The following is a 16,507-nucleotide window of genomic DNA, read 5'->3' as shown; positions in this document are numbered from 1 at the left end:
ATCCCGAACAGAGTAGTTAAGCCCGTTAGCGCAGATGGTACTGCTATCATTGTGGGAGAGTATGTCGCCGCCTTCTTCTTGAAAACCCTTTATCTTACCGATAAAGGGTTTTTTTATGTGTGGATGTGAAGTTGGTGAATTAATCTATGAATTAATCAGTGCATATATGTCGATGGAAATGTATTCTCCATTCTTGACTTCGCAATCACGCATGCAACCTTCAAAAGCGAAATCTAACTTCTTCAGAAGCTTTGCAGAATTTTGATTGCCGACTTCTACATAGGCTTCTAATCGATGAAGATTTATATTTTCAAACAAGTATTCTATAACCTTTTCAGCAGCTTCTATCATTAATCTTTTTCCCCAGTGTTCTGGTAGAAGCCAGAAACCTATTTCAGCTCGCTGGTGTTCATTATGATAATCATTAATTCCAATTGCACCGCAAAAGGCTTCTGAATCATTTAATTCAATTTTCCACCACATTCCTGAACCTGCCTTTTCCAGATTTTCATACCAGTTCATCTGTTCCGAAGTTTCTTCAATAGATGAATATTGAACGCCATAAAATTTTATTACCTCTGGATGGGAAAGACCTTTAAAAATATTGCTATGATCCTGTTTTGTAATTCTACTAAGAATTAATCTTTCAGTTTTTAAGTGTGGAATTGAAGAGCTTGACAAAATGTGATTATTGCATTACAAAATTAAAACCCCCGGCAATCATGTTGGCTGAAAGGCCTGTGTTTCTTTCGTAATAATTGTATTTCAGATCTATACTCTTCAAGCCAAAACCACCAATGTTAAATCTGGTGAATATGTCAGTATATTTCAGACCAAAACCGAATTGATTAGCATTGTATTCAGAAAGGTCAAAATCTGATGTATAAAAATCTCCCGTAGAAAAATGTTGTTCGTAACCCGCAAAATAATCTGAAGCAGATTGGTTGTAGTATCTATAGCTCGGATATAATGTAAAACTCTGACTGATCTTTACAGGGACTTCAATATTGGCTGTATGTGAGCTAATGCCCCAATCATCGATATAAAACCTGTAATAACTTCTCAAAACAAAGATCTCGTTTAAATAATAATTTAATCTACCTCCAATTGCTAGTTTTAATCTTTCAGATGGTAAGCGTTCTACATCATCGGCTAATTGAAAATTCTGGATAAATGTATCCTCCACATTTCCAAAATACACTCTTTGAAAAGGAGTAGATAATAACCCGTCTTGTAACACAAGATCTACAGCAAGCGATCCCTGAAGACGTTGTGTAAAGATCTGAGACAGATTTAAACCTAAAGAATAAGAATTCCTTCTCTTTTCACCTAATTCCGTGAATTGGGGATCATAATTAGCATTACCAAGAAGTGGATATGCATTGAACAAAAAGTCATTTATTCCCTGTCCGCCTTCAGTAAATGGTCTTAATTCGAATGGATAAATGATCTTCCAAGAATCCAGATATACATTTCCATTCAGACTAATTTCAGTATTCTTTTCATTAAATAGTTTGGTGAAGCTTCCTCCAAAACCAAAAGAAGTATAATCGTATTCTGTAGAGAAGGAAAGTTTACCTGTCCATATCGTATTCCTGTCGTCTGAACTATGACTGTAGGTACCGGTTAAATTACCCCAAACATCATTTGAAGATGCTCCGGTTGATGCTACGAAAGGATCTGCAGGATTGTCTCCACCGTCAAAAGGATTTACATTACTGGAAGATGCTGAAGTGTATGCAGAAATTCCTCCATCGATGGTGAGAACATCATCATCATTCATCGGGATAGAAATTACGATTGTAGGAGCAGCGTCAGTTAACTCTTCAGTTCCCAGTCCACCGGTAACGGCCGCATTGTTGCCTTCTTGAGAATAATAGCTTGCCAGTAGATCTACTTCTGTGCTTTCCAGTACTCTCTTTTTATAAGTTGCGGTAGAGTCCTGGGCGTAAGTTAAACTTGTAATTAAAATGAATAGAATGCTGCAGCGTAGGGAATAGGTTTTTCTCATTACTTTGAATTTAATTACAGCCGCAACCTCCGCCAGTTTTTCCTCCATTTGCTCCAGCAGAAGCCTCACGATAAGCCTGGAAATTAGTTTCGAATCTGTCAATTTTCTTCTGACCCAAAACCATATCGGGATCATTAATATAAACCTTTTCATATTCCTTGACTGCGCTGCAAGAGCTCAATGCAATTATGCCTATTCCTAAAAGTAAAACTTTCAATTTCATATCAGTCAATTTTTATATTTCCAGTGGTATGAACTTTTCCATTAACATCTATTATGATACATTCTATGCCTGGCAGTTGTTCAATTCTATTGACGCCTGCCTCGATACCCATTACAAAAACAGAAGTTGCCAGCGCATCTGCCAGTTCTGCTTTTGGAGCAAAAACCGTTACGCTAATAATCCCTGTTGAAGGATATCCTGTGCGTGGATCTATAATGTGAGCGTATCGTACGTTATTAAAGGTAACAAACTTTTCGTAGTCTCCTGAAGTTACTACCGCAGAATCATTGATTGGAAGCACAGCAAACGCCTTATCTTTATTGTATGGATTTGTGATTGCGACCTTCCATTCCTGGCCATTAGGTTGTTTTCCCCAGGTATTCATATCGCCTGAAGCATTAATAATTCCAGCGGTAACACCCTTTGAAATAAGCAGGGATTTAGCTTTGTCTGCAGCATAACCTTTACCAATTCCTCCAAAGCCAATTTTCATTCCTGCCTTTTTAAGGAAAACAGTAGAATTCTCTTTATCTAATTGAATATTTTTATAACCAACTTTTTCTACGGAATTTTTAATTTCATCTTCCGAGGGCATATTTTTCATGCTACCGTCAAATTTCCAGATTCTGTCCATAGACGCATAAGAAATGTCAAAGGCACCATCAGTAACTTCTGAAATCTTCAAACAACGCTCAATTAGATCGAATAATTCTTTATCAACATTTACTGGCCTTAATCCTGCATGATTATTAATTTCTGAAGTTTGTGAATCTGGATCCCAACTGGAAATGAGTTTTTCAATTCTGGTAATCTCCTGGATAGCTAGATCAATGGATCTATTTGCATCTAAGGAGTCTTTAGCAACAACAGTAACTTCAAACCTGCTGCCCATGAGCTTTAAAGTTCGCTTATAGATATTTTGAGCTGAAATTTGACTACAGCAAAATAAGAAGGTAATAAGTAGTAATTTCTTCAAATTAGCTTTTAAATGAGTTCAATAATTTAATGTATTCTTTTGGACTCATATTTTTATATCCGGTCTCACCAAGTACTTTTCCTTTTGCATCCAGTAAAACTACGAATGGAAAGTACCCGTTCTGGTTATAAGTTTCGGCTAATTTATTGTTTTTGGCCTGTTGTTCCGAACTCAGTGCATTTTTGGAACGTTTAGGAAAGTCTGCCTTTAATAATACAAAATGCTCTTCCGCATAAGCCTTAAATTCATCTGTACTCCATACTTCACGATCTAGCTTAATACATGGAGCACACCAGTCTGAACCTTGAAATACCAGTAATATTTCTTTATTTTCTTCACCAGCAATTTTTTCAGCTTTTGAAAGATCTGTCTGCCAGTTTTGAGCCTGTAAGCTAAAAACAGCGAAAAAGAACAGGAAGGAAAAGAATAGCTTTTTCATTCGATTATTCTGATTTAGGTTATTAAAATTAATAGAATAATTCCATTAATACAGCATTCGTGCCATATTAACTAAAATTTGACCATAAAAAAAAGGCCGGCTATTTGCCGGCCTTACAATTAATCTAAAAATTCAACAATTAATCCAGAAACTGTTCACCACGTTTAATCGATGGTAAGTTTTCCAGTTCCTCAGATTTGAACATCCTTGACTTAACAACAAATCTTAAGCCGAGTGGTATTTCAAGAGAAAAGCTGGAACCACGACCTTTAGTAACATCTACGGTTAAATGAGTATGTTTCCAGTACTCAAACTGATCCTGATTCATGAAGAATTCGCAACCATGGATATTTCCCAGCCAGATATCGGTTTCATTTAATAGCAGATCTCCTTTTTCAAGGCACATGGGAGATGAACCATCGCAGCATCCACCGCTTTGATGGAACATCAATTCACCATGTCGCTCTCTTAATTTATCAATCACTTCAACAGCTTCACTTGTTATGTCTACTCTATTAGTCATATTTTATTTTAAAAGAATCCCATGGCTTTTTTGTCATAAGAAACCAACATGTTTTTAGTGTGACGGTAATGATTCAACATCATCTTATGATTTTCACGACCTATTCCAGACTTCTTATATCCACCAAATGGAGCATGGGCAGGATAATTATGGTAATTATTTACCCATACACGTCCTGCTTTAATCGCTCTGGAGATCTGGTAAGCCTGGTGTGTATCTCTTGTCCAAACACCTGCACCTAAGCCATAAAGAGTATCATTAGCTATTTCAATAGCTTCAGCTTCATCTTTAAAGGTGGTAACACAAAGTACCGGACCAAAGATCTCTTCCTGGAATACTCTCATTTTGTTATTTCCTTTCAGGATGGTTGGTTTAATATAGTATCCACCATCAAGACCCTCAGTAAATGCGGCTTCACCACCTGTTAATACTTCACATCCCTCATCTTTTCCAATATTAATATAATTCAGGATCTTTTCATATTGATCATTTGAAGCCTGCGCACCCATCATGGTGTCAGGATCTAGGGGATGACCTAATTTAATAGCCTCGGTTCTTTCAATAACTCTTTCAATGAACTTATCATAGATGCTTTCCTGAACTAATAAACGGGAAGGGCAGGTGCAAACTTCACCCTGGTTTAGCGCAAACATCACAGCTCCTTCAATACATTTATCGAAAAATTCATCATCTGCCTCCATAATGCTTTCAAAAAAGACATTTGGCGATTTTCCTCCAAGTTCAAGAGTCACTGGAGTAATATTTTTAGAAGCATACTGCATGATTAACTGCCCTGTGGTAGTTTCTCCGGTAAAGGCAATTTTATCTATACGCGGACTCGATGCAAGCGGCTTTCCAGCTTCTGCTCCAAATCCATTTACAATATTTAGAACACCAGCAGGAAGAACATCTTCAATTAATTCCATCAGGATCATGATTCCAACGGGAGTCTGTTCTGCAGGTTTTAGAACCACACAATTTCCGGCGGCGAGTGCAGGTGCCAATTTCCAGGTAGCCATCAAAATCGGAAAATTCCATGGAATGATCTGACCCACAACCCCGAGAGGTTCAGTAACATTTATACAAACAGTATTAGAATCAAGCTCTGCAACCGATCCTTCTTCGGCACGAATTACTCCGGCAAAATACCTGAAATGATCTACAGCAAGGGGAAGATCGGCAGCCATGGTTTCCCGCACGGCTTTACCATTATCCCATGTTTCTGCTCTAGCAAGATCTTCCAGATTATTTTCCATAATATCTGCGATCTTTAAAAGAAGATTGCTTCTGTATGCTGCCGATGAATTGTTCCATTCTGGCGCAGCTTTCCAGGCGGCATCTATTGCTTTATTTATATCATCTTCAGTAGATCGGGCGACCTTAGTAAAACTATTTCCATCTACAGGTGAAATGTTATCAAAATATTCACCTTTTACAGGAGCAGTCCATTTACCTCCAATAAAATTATCGTATTTATCCTTGAATTTTGGTTTCTGGATCTGCTGTTTTTCTGTGGTTTGTACATTGCTCATAAGAATATGTTTTAAATTAATTTGATAAGTGAAGGCTTCCGGTGGTTATAAAAAACGGAAGTCTCTCAAAGTTAATAGACGTTTCCCTAAAACATCTGAACTATACTCGCAATACCATGAACATATCTTTAATTTGTTGTTATATCATTAAAAATTAGACTCTTAAATTGTATATTTAGGAATATACATACCGAATCAATTTTTATATCGTAATAAGTTAGCAAATGAATCTGCCTAATGAATTCTACAGGAACAGGAAATTAGAGAATCTGGTTGAGAACCAAACTTCTTATACCCTGAATAATGCTGCTCTTCACATTTTTGAGACTCATGAACAGGCAGAACGGGTTTTATTACAGTTTGATAAACCTGTTTTGGCTAGTATGCTGAAGGGTAAAAAAATCATGCATTTGCGGGAAAAGCAATCCTTTAATTTTCTACCTGGTGAATCACTAATTCTACCTTCAGATGAATTAATGTGTATAGATTTTCCTGAAGCCCAAGCTAATAATCCTACGCAGTGTCTGGCTATGGCGATAGATGAAGATAAGATCGATAAAGTTCTGGAGCATATGAATGAATTGATGCCGAAAGCTGATGCCGGTGAATGGAGCCTGATGGATTATAACTTTCATTTTACGAATGATGTTGGTATTTACCAGATCCTTCAAAGACTACTTTTTTTATTTACTGAAAATCATCCTTCTAAAGACCTTTTTGTGGATAATATGCTGGAAGAATTGATCATAAGAATTCTTCAGACCAATTCCAGGAAGATCTATACCGAACAAAGCTTCAATCTCAGTTCCAGTAACAGGCTGGCTTTTATAGTAGAACATATAAGGAATAATCTTCATAATTCGTTATCGGTAAAAAACCTGAGCAAGAAAGCCTGTATGAGTGAATCTAATTTTTATAGGGTTTTTAAAAATGAATTGGGCATCTCACCAACAGACTTTATCAATAACGAAAGGATCAAACTTGCGGTGAGCTTACTTCAAAATCCTAATAAAAGTATTAAACAGGTTTACCAGGAATGCGGATTTGAAAGCAGGTCTTATTTTAACCGGGTTTTTAAAAGTAGAAAGAAGGTTGCCCCCGGAGATTATCAGTCAAAACTTAACGTTAGTGCATAAAAAAAGCATATTCCGAAGAATATGCTTCAACTCAAACAAATCCAGGTTACTTAGTTAGTACATAGATACCATCCATTTTCATTGTGAAATCCATTCCTCCCTGACTTGTTGTGCTTTCCTGATCTATGATTAATACCATTCTGGTTTCAGTAACTTCGCTAATCCTCATACGTCCTTCCTGCGGTCCTGCAACACCCTGACCCTGCACCTGGCCAACTGCGCCTGATGTTATGATATAATCACCTTCGATCTTCCAGGTTCCAGAAGATGATGCATTATTTACCGGGACTACTTCAGTAATTCCTTCTGAGCTCAGCCTTACATCATAACTTCCTGCCATAATAAAAGTATTGTCTTCATTGAAGCTGAGGGTGGCATCGATATTTTCGGCAACTCCTTCAAAACTGGCATTAATATCCATTCCTTCAAAATTGCCGCTGGTTTCTCCAGTGTAATTGAATTCTTCGATATTCCATACCCCTGTAATCATAGAAGTATCTACATTCGGTGAATCATCGTCTGTAGAACAAGCAACGAATGAAATAAATAAAAAGGCAATGAGTGAAAATTTGATCGTTTTCATTTTTTAAAATTTTGGTTAGTGAATTATTAAAATGAAAAAGATGTGGTAGGGTGAAGACTGAAAGTCGCTATCTTTCTGTCATACAAAGTAGTAAAAATTTTTTTGAAGTATTTTAATTTTTTAGAAAATCGCTAAAATCTTTAAAAAACTCCTCTAATTGCAACATTTTAGCATTGAGAAATTCTTTTACTTCGGGCCAGGTTTTTGGGTTATGAATGCTAACATTGTCTAATTGCAAATAGATTCGGCCGATTACTTTCTCTTCCGGAAGTTCATATTCTTCATCAAAGATTATTTCGGGCAAATATTCAGCCTTTAGGATTTTTTCAAGAGATCGAAGTTTTTCGAAATAATAGGCCCTTATAAGTTCATCTTCATCTATTACATCAAGAGACACTTGCGCAAATTTTCTGTTGAAAGTGAACTTCAGTTGAATCTCCTTCATTTTAGTATTATACAACAACCATTTATGAGGATATTCTTTTCCGAAGCTCGTCCAGAATTCCTGTCTGATCTTTTTTGATTCCTCTTTTGAAAGCATCCTAAATAAAATAAGCTAACAAAATCCCTAGGATGATAACACCAAGTTTAGAAGCATTGAAAGAATGATTTTTAGATGATTCAAACAGAATAGTAGTGGAAACATGAAGAAAGATACCAATGACTACTGCGTTTACATAATCTGCATATTCATTGATTACTGAAACGTTATTTTTCAACCAACTTCCCAGCGGAGTCATTAAAGCGAAAAATCCTAGAAATAAAAAAACTTTTGGTTTACTTAGTTTGCTTTGCACCAGAAAAACAGAAAGTATGGCCGCTACCGGAATTTTGTGAACCACCACGCCATGTAATAAATGATTGTCATTATCTAATGGAAATCCTTCCAGTAATGAATGCAAACTTAAACTCACTAAGAGTAAAAGAGGAAATGCATTTGAGTTTTCATGAAAATGCAGATGTCCGTGTTCAACTCCTTTCGATAAGAATTCAAGTATGATCTGCAAAAGCAAGCCAAGCATAATGAAAACCCCTATGCCTGAGTCTGGCTCACGATAAACATCGGGCAAGAGTTCCAGTACAGTAACTGCTAATAGGTAAGCACCACTAAAAGCAAGTAATAGCTTGAATCCTGAAGAGCTTCCAGGTTTCAGAAATATCGAAATAATATAACCGGCAATAACGGCCAGTATCGGTAGAATATAAATGTATAGGTCTGTAAGCAAAGAATTCCTGGTTGGTTGATTTATGGGATAGAACAATGTTGATGAACTATCCCGTAATAATTATACTTTCGGACAAAATTAACTTATTTTTGTCGTTCTTTAAAGAAGGAATATGGATAACTACAGAATGATCGCTAAGACCCTGTATGGTTTTGAGTCGATCCTCGCAAAAGAATTATTAGACCTTGGTGCAATGGATATCAAAGAAGGTAACCGTATGGTTAGTTTCGTTGGTGATCTTGGTTTTATGTATAAAGCGAACCTTTGTTTAAGAACCGCGATAAAAATCCTTAAGCCTTACGAGAGTTTTAGAGTAAATTCTGAGCAGGAATTATATGATAATATTAAAAAGTTGCCCTGGGAGAAATTCCTTGCTGAAGATGGTAGCCTTGCTATAGATTCTGCCGTTCATTCTGATATTTTCACCCATTCGCAATATGTAGCTTTAAAGAGTAAAGATGCGATCGTGGACAGGTTCAGAGAGAAATTTGGAAAACGACCTGATGTAGATCTTGATTTCCCTGATCTTAGAATAAATATTCATATTGAAAAGAATTTCTGTAATGTATCCTTTGACAGTTCAGGTGATTCTCTTCATAAAAGAGGATATAGATCTGCCACCAATATCGCGCCCATCAACGAAGTTCTGGCAGCCGGAATGTTATTGATGTCTGGTTGGGAAGGACAGTGTGATTTTCTGGATCCTATGTGTGGTAGTGGAACTATTCCTATTGAAGCGGCTATGATCGCCTGTAATATTCCGCCAAACCTTAATAGAAAGGAATTTGCTTTTGAAAAGTGGAATGACTGGGATGAAGAGCTTTTTGAAAAGATTGAAGAATCTGCATTGAAAAAAGTAAAGGATTTTCATTTCAAGATCAAGGGATACGATAAAGCTCCTTCAGCTGTGATGAAGGCGAAAGAGAATGTGAAAAATGCAAATCTTTCAGAATTCATTGAAATAGAACAGAAAAGCTTCTTCGAAACTAAAAAGCAGAATGATAAATATCTTCATATGCTCTTCAATCCACCTTACGGTGAAAGACTGGAAATAGATATTGAAGATTTCTACGGAAAAATAGGGGATACCTTAAAGCAGGGTTATCCTGGAACTCATGCCTGGTTTATCGCTACAAATTTTGATGCTATTAAAAGTGTAGGGCTTAGGGCATCAAGAAAGATTAAATTATATAACGGTCCCTTGGAAGGACGTTTATTAAAATATGTACTTTATCAAGGTTCTAAGAAAAGAAGCAAACAGCAGGATTAATCTCTCGCTTTTTTGAAGAATGGAACAAGGTAAGATATAGAGTATCCAAATCCTGCTCCAAATTCACTGCTATCATAAGTTCTCCCAAATCCTGGGATGGCCAGGTTGTCGAAATTTGTAGGGCTGTTTTGCCCAATTCTTCTTTTCAGCTGAACATTAGCTGAAAGAAAAAGGTTGTTTATCACTTCAACTTTAATACCTATCATAATCTCTGCCCAACTGGCAGTAAGACCTGTAGTTTCATTATTATCCTCTCTAATATCAGGACCAAAATAGTCTGAAGAAGTATAGATCCTGTACTCGTCAAGAGTTTGGGAAAAGGTAGAGAATCCGTATCTAAGACCTACAAAAATCGCATTTTGCATATCGAGCCAGTTCTCATAAGCATTATAATCACCACCAATCTTTATATAACTTCCGTTGGTGAAAGTTTCAATATTATCTCCTTCAAAAGTGATCTTTTCAGTTCCCAGTTCAGCAGCGATATAATAGTTATCATAAATTCTGTAATCTCCAACTAATTGAATTCCGCTAAAATTATCGTCCAGTAATGTTCGTAAGGGTTTACCTAGATCTACTCCAAGCCTTAAACCGTACTTTTCTTTATAGGTCGTGGTATCCTGTGCAACTGCACGCTGTTGTGACATGGCAGAAGAACTAATTAGAAGAATTAAAATTAAGCTAGAAAAATATCGATACATGTGCCTGATTTTGATCTTCAACATTAGGTTCTTCAATTTGTATATCCTGGATCCAGTTTGGCCCTGCTGCACCTCCGTCAACATCTACCTTTAGTCCAAGGTAACTCAACTTGTAAGCGCAGGCACGGTTGATATATTCTTCCTGTCTTCCGTAACTAAAATTGATCGTATCTCTTACTCCGGTTGTTGTAGCGGTAGTATCATTTTCTTCAGTATTAAGTGTTAGAACATAGCTGGTAACATCAGCATTTGTTCTTAATGGAATGGCAATACTATCTCGAGAGAATCTGTAATATCTAACGGGAGTCTGTCCGCCAGTGTTAACTACAAAACCAGGTATAGAATCATCTGCAGCCCTTACACTAAGATTTTGTGGAGCTTTTAATTCATCTGGTTCGTCAATATCATAGAATCGAATAATTAGCAGCGGAGTTGTATCGACAGATTCCGCGCAAATGTCATCACGTTGGCAACCGAAACTTGCTGAGAGAATTAAAAGAAGAAGAAAAGTATATTTAGCTATTTTCATTTACTGAAACTATCTTTTTTCCAAACATACCACATTTTCTACGTGATGAGTTTGTGGGAACATATCTACTGCACGCACCTTTGTTACTTTGTAATGCTCATCCAACATGGCCAGGTCTCGTGCCTGAGTTGCTGAATTACAACTTACATAAACGATACGTTCAGGCAATATACCAATAATTTGAGCCACTACATCCTTGTGCATTCCGTCTCGTGGTGGATCTGTAATGATAACGTCTGGACGCCCGTGTTTATTGATAAAGCTTTCAGTAAAAACTTTTCGCATATCACCAACGTAGAATTCAGTATTAGTTATCTCGTTTCTTTCAGCATTTTCCTTGGCATCTTTGATCGCTTCCGGAACTGCTTCCACTCCAATTACCTTTTTTGCATTTTTAGCAACAAATTGAGCAATCGTTCCAGTTCCAGTATACAGGTCATATACCAACTCATCACCTTTAAGATCGGCATATTCACGAGTTATCTTGTAAAGATTGTAAGCCTGATTTGAATTTGTCTGGTAGAAAGATTTGGCGTTGATCTTGAACTTAAGACCTTCCATTTCCTCAAAGATATGATCACGACCTTTATAGCAAATTACTTCCTGATCGTAAATTGTATCATTCGCCTTATTATTCACTACATATTGCAACGAAGTGATCTCCGGAAATTTTTTTTCCAAAACATCTAAAAGCAACTCCCTTTGTTTTTTGTTGTCTTCAAAGAACTGAACCAAGATCATGATCTCACCAATAGAAGTAGTTCTGATCATTAAAGTTCTTAATAAACCTTCCTGGTTGCGGGTATTGAAAAATTCAAGTCCATTTTCAGTTGCAAATTCTTTTACAAAATTCCTGATGGTATTACTTGGATCTGCCTGTAAATGACATTTTTTAATATCAAGGATCTTATCCCACATTCCCGGAATATGAAATCCTAAAGCATTCCTGTTTTCTATATTTTCACCACTCTGAATTTCTTCCTGTGTAAGCCAGCGGCTATCACTAAAGGAGAATTCCATTTTGTTACGATAGAAATAGATCTCCTCACTTCCTAGAATTGGAGTGATCTCTGGCAATTCGATCTTACCTAATCTTCGCAGATTATTTTCAACTTCCTGCTGTTTGTATTCCAGCTGGAACTTGTAATCCATATTCTGCCATTTGCAGCCGCCACAGGTTCCAAAATGCTGGCAAACAGGTTCTGTTCTTTTATCTGATAGTTTATGGAACTCTACTGCAGTTCCCTGGTAGTATGATTTTCTTTTTCTGGTTGTCTGCACATCTGCCACATCTCCCGGAACCGCGTTGTCTATAAAGATCACTCTTCCGTCTGGAGATTTAGCTACTGCCTTGCCTTTTGCACCGGCATCTACAACTTCAATTTCAGTAAAAAGCTTGTTTTTATTTCTTCTTGCCATAGCGCAAAAATAGGATAATTAACAAGATTTAAAGAGGAGGCAGTTGAAATTTTCAGCAAACATTTAGTAATTTGCAGGAATTCAAAAATAAGGGATGATTTCTCTCCCTTTTCGATACTTTTTAACCGGAAAAAGAAGGAATAGCATAACACTAATATAAAAACGAAAACTAACATGCCATTACCAAAAATCAATTCTTCTGAAGAAGCAATTAAACTTGAAGACCAGCATGGTGCACATAACTACCATCCGCTACCTGCAGTTTTAAGCAGGGGAGAAGGTGTTCATGTTTGGGATGTGGAAGGCAACAAATATTATGACTTCCTTTCTGCTTATTCAGCAGTTAACCAGGGACACTGTCATCCAAAGATTATAGGAGCTATGCATGAACAGGCTTCTAAACTTGCACTTACTTCACGAGCTTTTCATAATGATGTGCTTGGAGCATATGAAAAATATGCCACCGAGTATTTTGGTTTCGACAAGTTACTTCCAATGAATACTGGTGCTGAGGCAGTAGAAACTGCTATTAAGATCGCACGTAAGTGGGCTTATGAAAGAAAAGGAGTTAAAGAAACGGAAGCTGAGATCGTTGTTTGTGCCAATAACTTCCACGGAAGAACAACAACTGTGATCTCATTTTCTAACGATGAAGATGCCAGAAAGAACTTTGGACCTTATACACCAGGTTTTACGAAGATCGCTTATAATGATCTGGATGCACTTGAGGCTGCGCTGGAAGCGAATCCAAATGTTGCCGGATTTCTTGTAGAGCCAATTCAGGGAGAGGCAGGAGTATTTACTCCTTCTGATGATTATATGATGAGAGCAAAAGAAATATGTAATAAGCATAATGTTTTGTTCATGGCAGATGAAATTCAGACCGGTATTGCCAGGACAGGTGGTTTATTAGCCGTTTGTGGACATTGTACCTGTGAAGGTCACTGTGAAAGACAGGAAACATATTCTAAACCAGATATTCTAATCTTAGGAAAAGCACTTTCTGGAGGTAATTATCCGGTATCTGCAGTATTAGCAGATAATGAAGTGATGGATGTGATCCAGCCAGGACAACATGGTTCTACTTTTGGTGGTAACCCGGTTGCAGCGGCAGTCGCAGTTGCTGCTCTGGATGTAGTGAAAGATGAGCACCTTATCCAGAATGCACGTAAGCTAGGAAAGCTTTTTAGAAGATTAATGGATGATTACATTAAAGAGTCCAATATTGTAAACCTGGTAAGAGGGCGCGGATTATTGAACGCGATCGTGATCAATGACTCTGAAGAAAGTTCAACTGCATGGGACATTTGTATGGCACTTAAAGAAAATGGTTTACTGGCTAAACCAACTCACGGAAATATCATTCGTTTTGCACCACCATTGGTAATGAACGAGGAGCAATTGAGAGATTGTGTAGATATTATCGTTAAAACTCTTAAGCAGTTCGAGAAGTAAATTAAAAACATAACTAAACAAAAAAATCCCGCATCTTGCGGGATTTTTTTATGTGTAAGAATTAGAAATTAACCTCCGTATTCTCTTAAGATCTCTTCCTGCATCTGCCTCACTTCATCAACTCCGCCAAGCATAAAGATTGCAATGATTCCGGCGATGATGCTCAATCCTAATAATACCAGCCCAATAATGGCCAATATCCTTCCGGCCTTTACATTTTGAAAGCCAGTATACTGTTCAGGATTTGCACTATAGATCTCAGTAGCTTTTTTTGCCATAACTAGCGCAATTATTCCGAAGATGGCCCCCGGTATACCGTAGCAGCAGCATCCGATGATAGATAAAATCCCGAAAACAAGGATTAAGGTTGAATTAGGTAGTTCTCTTTTTTCCATAAATATTGAGTTGGTTAGTTGAAAATATGAATCATTTTAAAAATATAAGCGCCGGCTATCACCACAGCATTTAAAATGATTAGTCCCATCTTAATGCTGAAGTCATGTTTAAATTTAATAAAAAGGTTTACGAGTAAAAAAATGAATAGAAGGGCAAGGCTATAAATAGCAGGATACATAAAAAATGCTTCCCTAAAATTACCCTGGAATAATAATAATGCTGCACGCTGGCCACCACAGCCCGTACATTCTATACCTAAAACTGTTTTGTTCAGGCAGGGAAACATATATTCTTCAAAATTGCTCAATGCTTAACGCCAATTTTCTTAGTTAGCTCTTTATTGTCGGTTGTTTTCACCTTAACAATATAAAGAGCATTACTTAAATTCCCAGTTGAAAAATTAAATTCTTTTTCTTTGGCCTTAAAGTTATGATTTAGAAATAGCTTGGCATTGAGGTCGTAGATCTTGATATTACTCAATTCTGTATCGTATAGAATTTTGATCTCTAACTGTTCCTGCAGATTATTCTGAAAAATATCTATGGTATTAAGTAATACTATAGGTGGTTTTTTTTCAAAGCCGGAATTTTCGGGAGTTTCATCCCTAGCTGGCTCGTCATGCTGGGTATCTTCAGTTGGTAATTTTTCAATAAAACTAACAAAAAACCGATCCTTATAATCACCTTCAACTAAATTGATCTTAAGTGATCCGGTTTTAATTCCAAAATATAGATCGTCTTTGGAATCGTAGATAAATATGCGATCAGGATCAAAATTTGAAATATTCGAAATAGAAAAATTAATGGTAGATGCTTTTGAAAGTTTAATATTTAAAGGAATTAATTCTTCATCTAATTTCGGCCGAACATTGATGAGAAAAGCTTCGTTGTCTATTATCCAGCTAAAATCATCTAAATTAGAATCCATGTTCCTGGCATCCATAGCATGATCTTCATCTACGGTGGAGTCATTTCTAAAAGCCAAAGCTAATTGACGGATATAAGTAGAATCCATTTCAATATTTAGAATAAAGGATTGAATATCTGACTCAGAAGATTTGAATACAGAGACCTCAGGCTTTTCCTTTTGATATATTCTTTGTGAATTCTGAAATATAATTTCACCGTCTTTTTTACCAATGACCATAAAGCCCTGAGCGATTGGCATTTTTGATCTGGGATAGATTCTACCTGTTTCACCGGTTATTTCATTTGAAAAACCTTTCTTGAATACTGGCGGGAGATATATTCCAGTGCCGGGACTGTAAATACCGTAACCACCTTCATACTCCGACACATAATGTGTGTTTCCATCTTTTTTAGAATCCCAGAAGTAAGCTATTCCAGTCGAAGCTGTATTATCGAAAAGAAACCTATCAAGATCTAAAGCTGAAGGATAAGGGTTTCCTAAAAGTAGTATCTGGTCTATTTTAATCGGTAAAGAGATTATACCATCATTAGGCGTTCCGCGGTAATCGTACAGCTGGGATGAGCCGGGATTAATAGTTTCAGATTCAATAAGACTGGAGTTATTTCCATTCACTCCTTTCATACTAAAGCCCTCGCCGGGTAATAGGTCAAAATGATCTCCAAGATATTGCCAGTTGGAATAATTTGAGCCAGCATAGGTGTAGATCCAACGGTTAGAGATACTTAAGGGACTACTACTGCCATCTAGAGCTGAAATCAATTTCGCTTTTCTACTATCTGTATTCGAAAGCAGATCATACAGATAATCGTTTAATTGGCCTTTTTCGCCTATCACCAGAACCGGCAATCCCCAATAATTATAGTCGAAAGCATTTGAGGTTCCTCTTTGATAAACCGAGAGCAAACCATCACCTTTATTAAGGTTTCCAGTTTTATCACCTTGAAGAAGCTGAGCAGATTTACGTAAATATAAACTCGCTTCTGTTTCAGCCTTATCGTTTTTATACAGATTAATCTCCTTCTCGACATAGATCAATCGATCACGCGCATAGAGATAACTATCAGAATGTTCTGAAGGAGAGATATATAGCTGAGCCAGAAGGAGGGTCGGACTAAAAATCAGTAAAAAAAGGATTGTAAGCTTCATGAAAGCCATAAA

Annotated in this window: 19 protein-coding genes and 1 rRNA gene; 4 read left to right on the top strand and 16 right to left on the bottom strand. The window is 36.9% G+C overall.

The window, feature by feature from the left end; genetic code table 11:
• Positions 1-76, top strand: a 5S ribosomal RNA gene (gene rrf, locus RE431_RS15675); the annotation flags it as partial.
• A 68-nt stretch (positions 77-144) separates the two neighbouring features.
• Here rrf and RE431_RS15500 read toward each other — a convergent pair.
• From RE431_RS15500 to RE431_RS15470, 7 genes are all read right to left on the bottom strand, one after another.
• Complete coding sequence (locus RE431_RS15500; protein WP_309562877.1) at positions 145-681, bottom strand: GNAT family N-acetyltransferase; 537 nt, start codon at positions 679-681, stop codon at positions 145-147.
• A 7-nt stretch (positions 682-688) separates the two neighbouring features.
• On the bottom strand, positions 689-2,011 hold the full coding sequence (locus RE431_RS15495) for a DUF3570 domain-containing protein (RefSeq protein ID WP_309562876.1): 1,323 nt from the start codon (positions 2,009-2,011) through the stop codon (positions 689-691).
• 10 nt (positions 2,012-2,021) lie between these two features.
• Complete coding sequence (locus RE431_RS15490) at positions 2,022-2,234, bottom strand: DUF4266 domain-containing protein (RefSeq protein ID WP_309562875.1); 213 nt, start codon at positions 2,232-2,234, stop codon at positions 2,022-2,024.
• A gap of 1 nt (position 2,235) precedes the next feature.
• Positions 2,236-3,210 (bottom strand): FAD:protein FMN transferase, encoded by a 975-nt coding sequence (locus RE431_RS15485; protein WP_408914519.1) that lies wholly within the window; start codon positions 3,208-3,210, stop codon positions 2,236-2,238.
• Between the two features lies 1 nt (position 3,211).
• Positions 3,212-3,649 (bottom strand): thioredoxin family protein, encoded by a 438-nt coding sequence (locus RE431_RS15480; RefSeq protein ID WP_309562874.1) that lies wholly within the window; start codon positions 3,647-3,649, stop codon positions 3,212-3,214.
• Between the two features lie 139 nt (positions 3,650-3,788).
• The gene (locus RE431_RS15475) at positions 3,789-4,172 is read right to left on the bottom strand and encodes a DUF779 domain-containing protein (protein WP_309562873.1); all 384 of its coding nucleotides are present in this window, start codon (positions 4,170-4,172) and stop codon (positions 3,789-3,791) included.
• An 8-nt stretch (positions 4,173-4,180) separates the two neighbouring features.
• Entirely contained in the window at positions 4,181-5,704 is a 1,524-nt protein-coding gene (locus RE431_RS15470; protein ID WP_309562872.1) for an aldehyde dehydrogenase family protein, read from the bottom strand.
• A 224-nt stretch (positions 5,705-5,928) separates the two neighbouring features.
• On the opposite strand from RE431_RS15470, the gene RE431_RS15465 reads away from it, so the two are divergent.
• Entirely contained in the window at positions 5,929-6,840 is a 912-nt protein-coding gene (locus RE431_RS15465; RefSeq protein ID WP_309562871.1) for an AraC family transcriptional regulator, read from the top strand.
• Positions 6,841-6,886: 46 nt separating this feature from the next.
• Here the strand turns inward: RE431_RS15465 and RE431_RS15460 are convergent, their stop codons facing one another.
• From RE431_RS15460 to RE431_RS15450, 3 genes are all read right to left on the bottom strand, one after another.
• Complete coding sequence (locus tag RE431_RS15460) at positions 6,887-7,423, bottom strand: lipocalin family protein (RefSeq protein WP_309562870.1); 537 nt, start codon at positions 7,421-7,423, stop codon at positions 6,887-6,889.
• A 112-nt stretch (positions 7,424-7,535) separates the two neighbouring features.
• Positions 7,536-7,964, bottom strand: a complete 429-nt coding sequence (locus tag RE431_RS15455) for a DUF4268 domain-containing protein (protein ID WP_309562869.1) — start codon at positions 7,962-7,964, stop codon at positions 7,536-7,538.
• Between the two features lies 1 nt (position 7,965).
• Complete coding sequence (locus tag RE431_RS15450) at positions 7,966-8,649, bottom strand: ZIP family metal transporter (RefSeq protein ID WP_309562868.1); 684 nt, start codon at positions 8,647-8,649, stop codon at positions 7,966-7,968.
• A 112-nt stretch (positions 8,650-8,761) separates the two neighbouring features.
• Between RE431_RS15450 and RE431_RS15445 the strand changes: the two genes are divergently transcribed.
• The gene (locus tag RE431_RS15445; RefSeq protein WP_309562867.1) at positions 8,762-9,919 is read left to right on the top strand and encodes a THUMP domain-containing class I SAM-dependent RNA methyltransferase; all 1,158 of its coding nucleotides are present in this window, start codon (positions 8,762-8,764) and stop codon (positions 9,917-9,919) included.
• On the opposite strand, the gene RE431_RS15440 is transcribed toward RE431_RS15445, so the two are convergent.
• From RE431_RS15440 to rlmD, 3 genes are read right to left on the bottom strand one after another with little or no spacing between them, the layout of a single operon-like run.
• Positions 9,916-10,620, bottom strand: coding sequence for a DUF6048 family protein (locus RE431_RS15440; RefSeq protein WP_309562866.1), 705 nt, complete (start codon positions 10,618-10,620; stop codon positions 9,916-9,918). The two genes, RE431_RS15445 and RE431_RS15440, sit on opposite strands and share 4 nt — an antisense overlap.
• Positions 10,601-11,149, bottom strand: a complete 549-nt coding sequence (locus RE431_RS15435; protein WP_309562865.1) for a DUF6452 family protein — start codon at positions 11,147-11,149, stop codon at positions 10,601-10,603. Before RE431_RS15435 ends, RE431_RS15440 begins: the two co-directional genes overlap by 20 nt.
• Positions 11,150-11,158: 9 nt before the next feature.
• Entirely contained in the window at positions 11,159-12,568 is a 1,410-nt protein-coding gene (gene rlmD / locus RE431_RS15430) for a 23S rRNA (uracil(1939)-C(5))-methyltransferase RlmD (RefSeq protein WP_309562864.1), read from the bottom strand.
• 174 nt (positions 12,569-12,742) lie between these two features.
• Between rlmD and rocD the strand changes: the two genes are divergently transcribed.
• Entirely contained in the window at positions 12,743-14,023 is a 1,281-nt protein-coding gene (gene rocD / locus RE431_RS15425) for an ornithine--oxo-acid transaminase (protein WP_309562863.1), read from the top strand.
• A 68-nt stretch (positions 14,024-14,091) separates the two neighbouring features.
• On the opposite strand, the gene RE431_RS15420 is transcribed toward rocD, so the two are convergent.
• The 3 genes from RE431_RS15420 to RE431_RS15410 are packed head-to-tail and all read right to left on the bottom strand — an operon-like array spanning position 14,092 to position 16,495.
• Positions 14,092-14,418: a CCC motif membrane protein gene (locus RE431_RS15420; RefSeq protein WP_309562862.1), complete on the bottom strand. Its 327-nt coding sequence runs from the start codon at positions 14,416-14,418 to the stop codon at positions 14,092-14,094.
• Between the two features lie 14 nt (positions 14,419-14,432).
• Positions 14,433-14,705: a DUF2752 domain-containing protein gene (locus RE431_RS15415; RefSeq protein WP_309562878.1), complete on the bottom strand. Its 273-nt coding sequence runs from the start codon at positions 14,703-14,705 to the stop codon at positions 14,433-14,435.
• A 17-nt stretch (positions 14,706-14,722) separates the two neighbouring features.
• Positions 14,723-16,495 carry a hypothetical protein gene (locus RE431_RS15410; protein ID WP_309562861.1) on the bottom strand — a complete coding sequence of 591 codons (1,773 nt, stop codon included), beginning with the start codon at positions 16,493-16,495 and terminating at the stop codon, positions 14,723-14,725.
• Positions 16,496-16,507 lie beyond the last annotated feature (12 nt).

This window comes from Christiangramia sediminicola (assembly GCF_031344135.1).
In the GTDB taxonomy this organism is placed as follows: domain Bacteria; phylum Bacteroidota; class Bacteroidia; order Flavobacteriales; family Flavobacteriaceae; genus Christiangramia; species Christiangramia sediminicola.
Note: the sequence above shows the minus strand (reverse complement) of the source record. Positions and strands in the feature narration are given on the sequence as shown.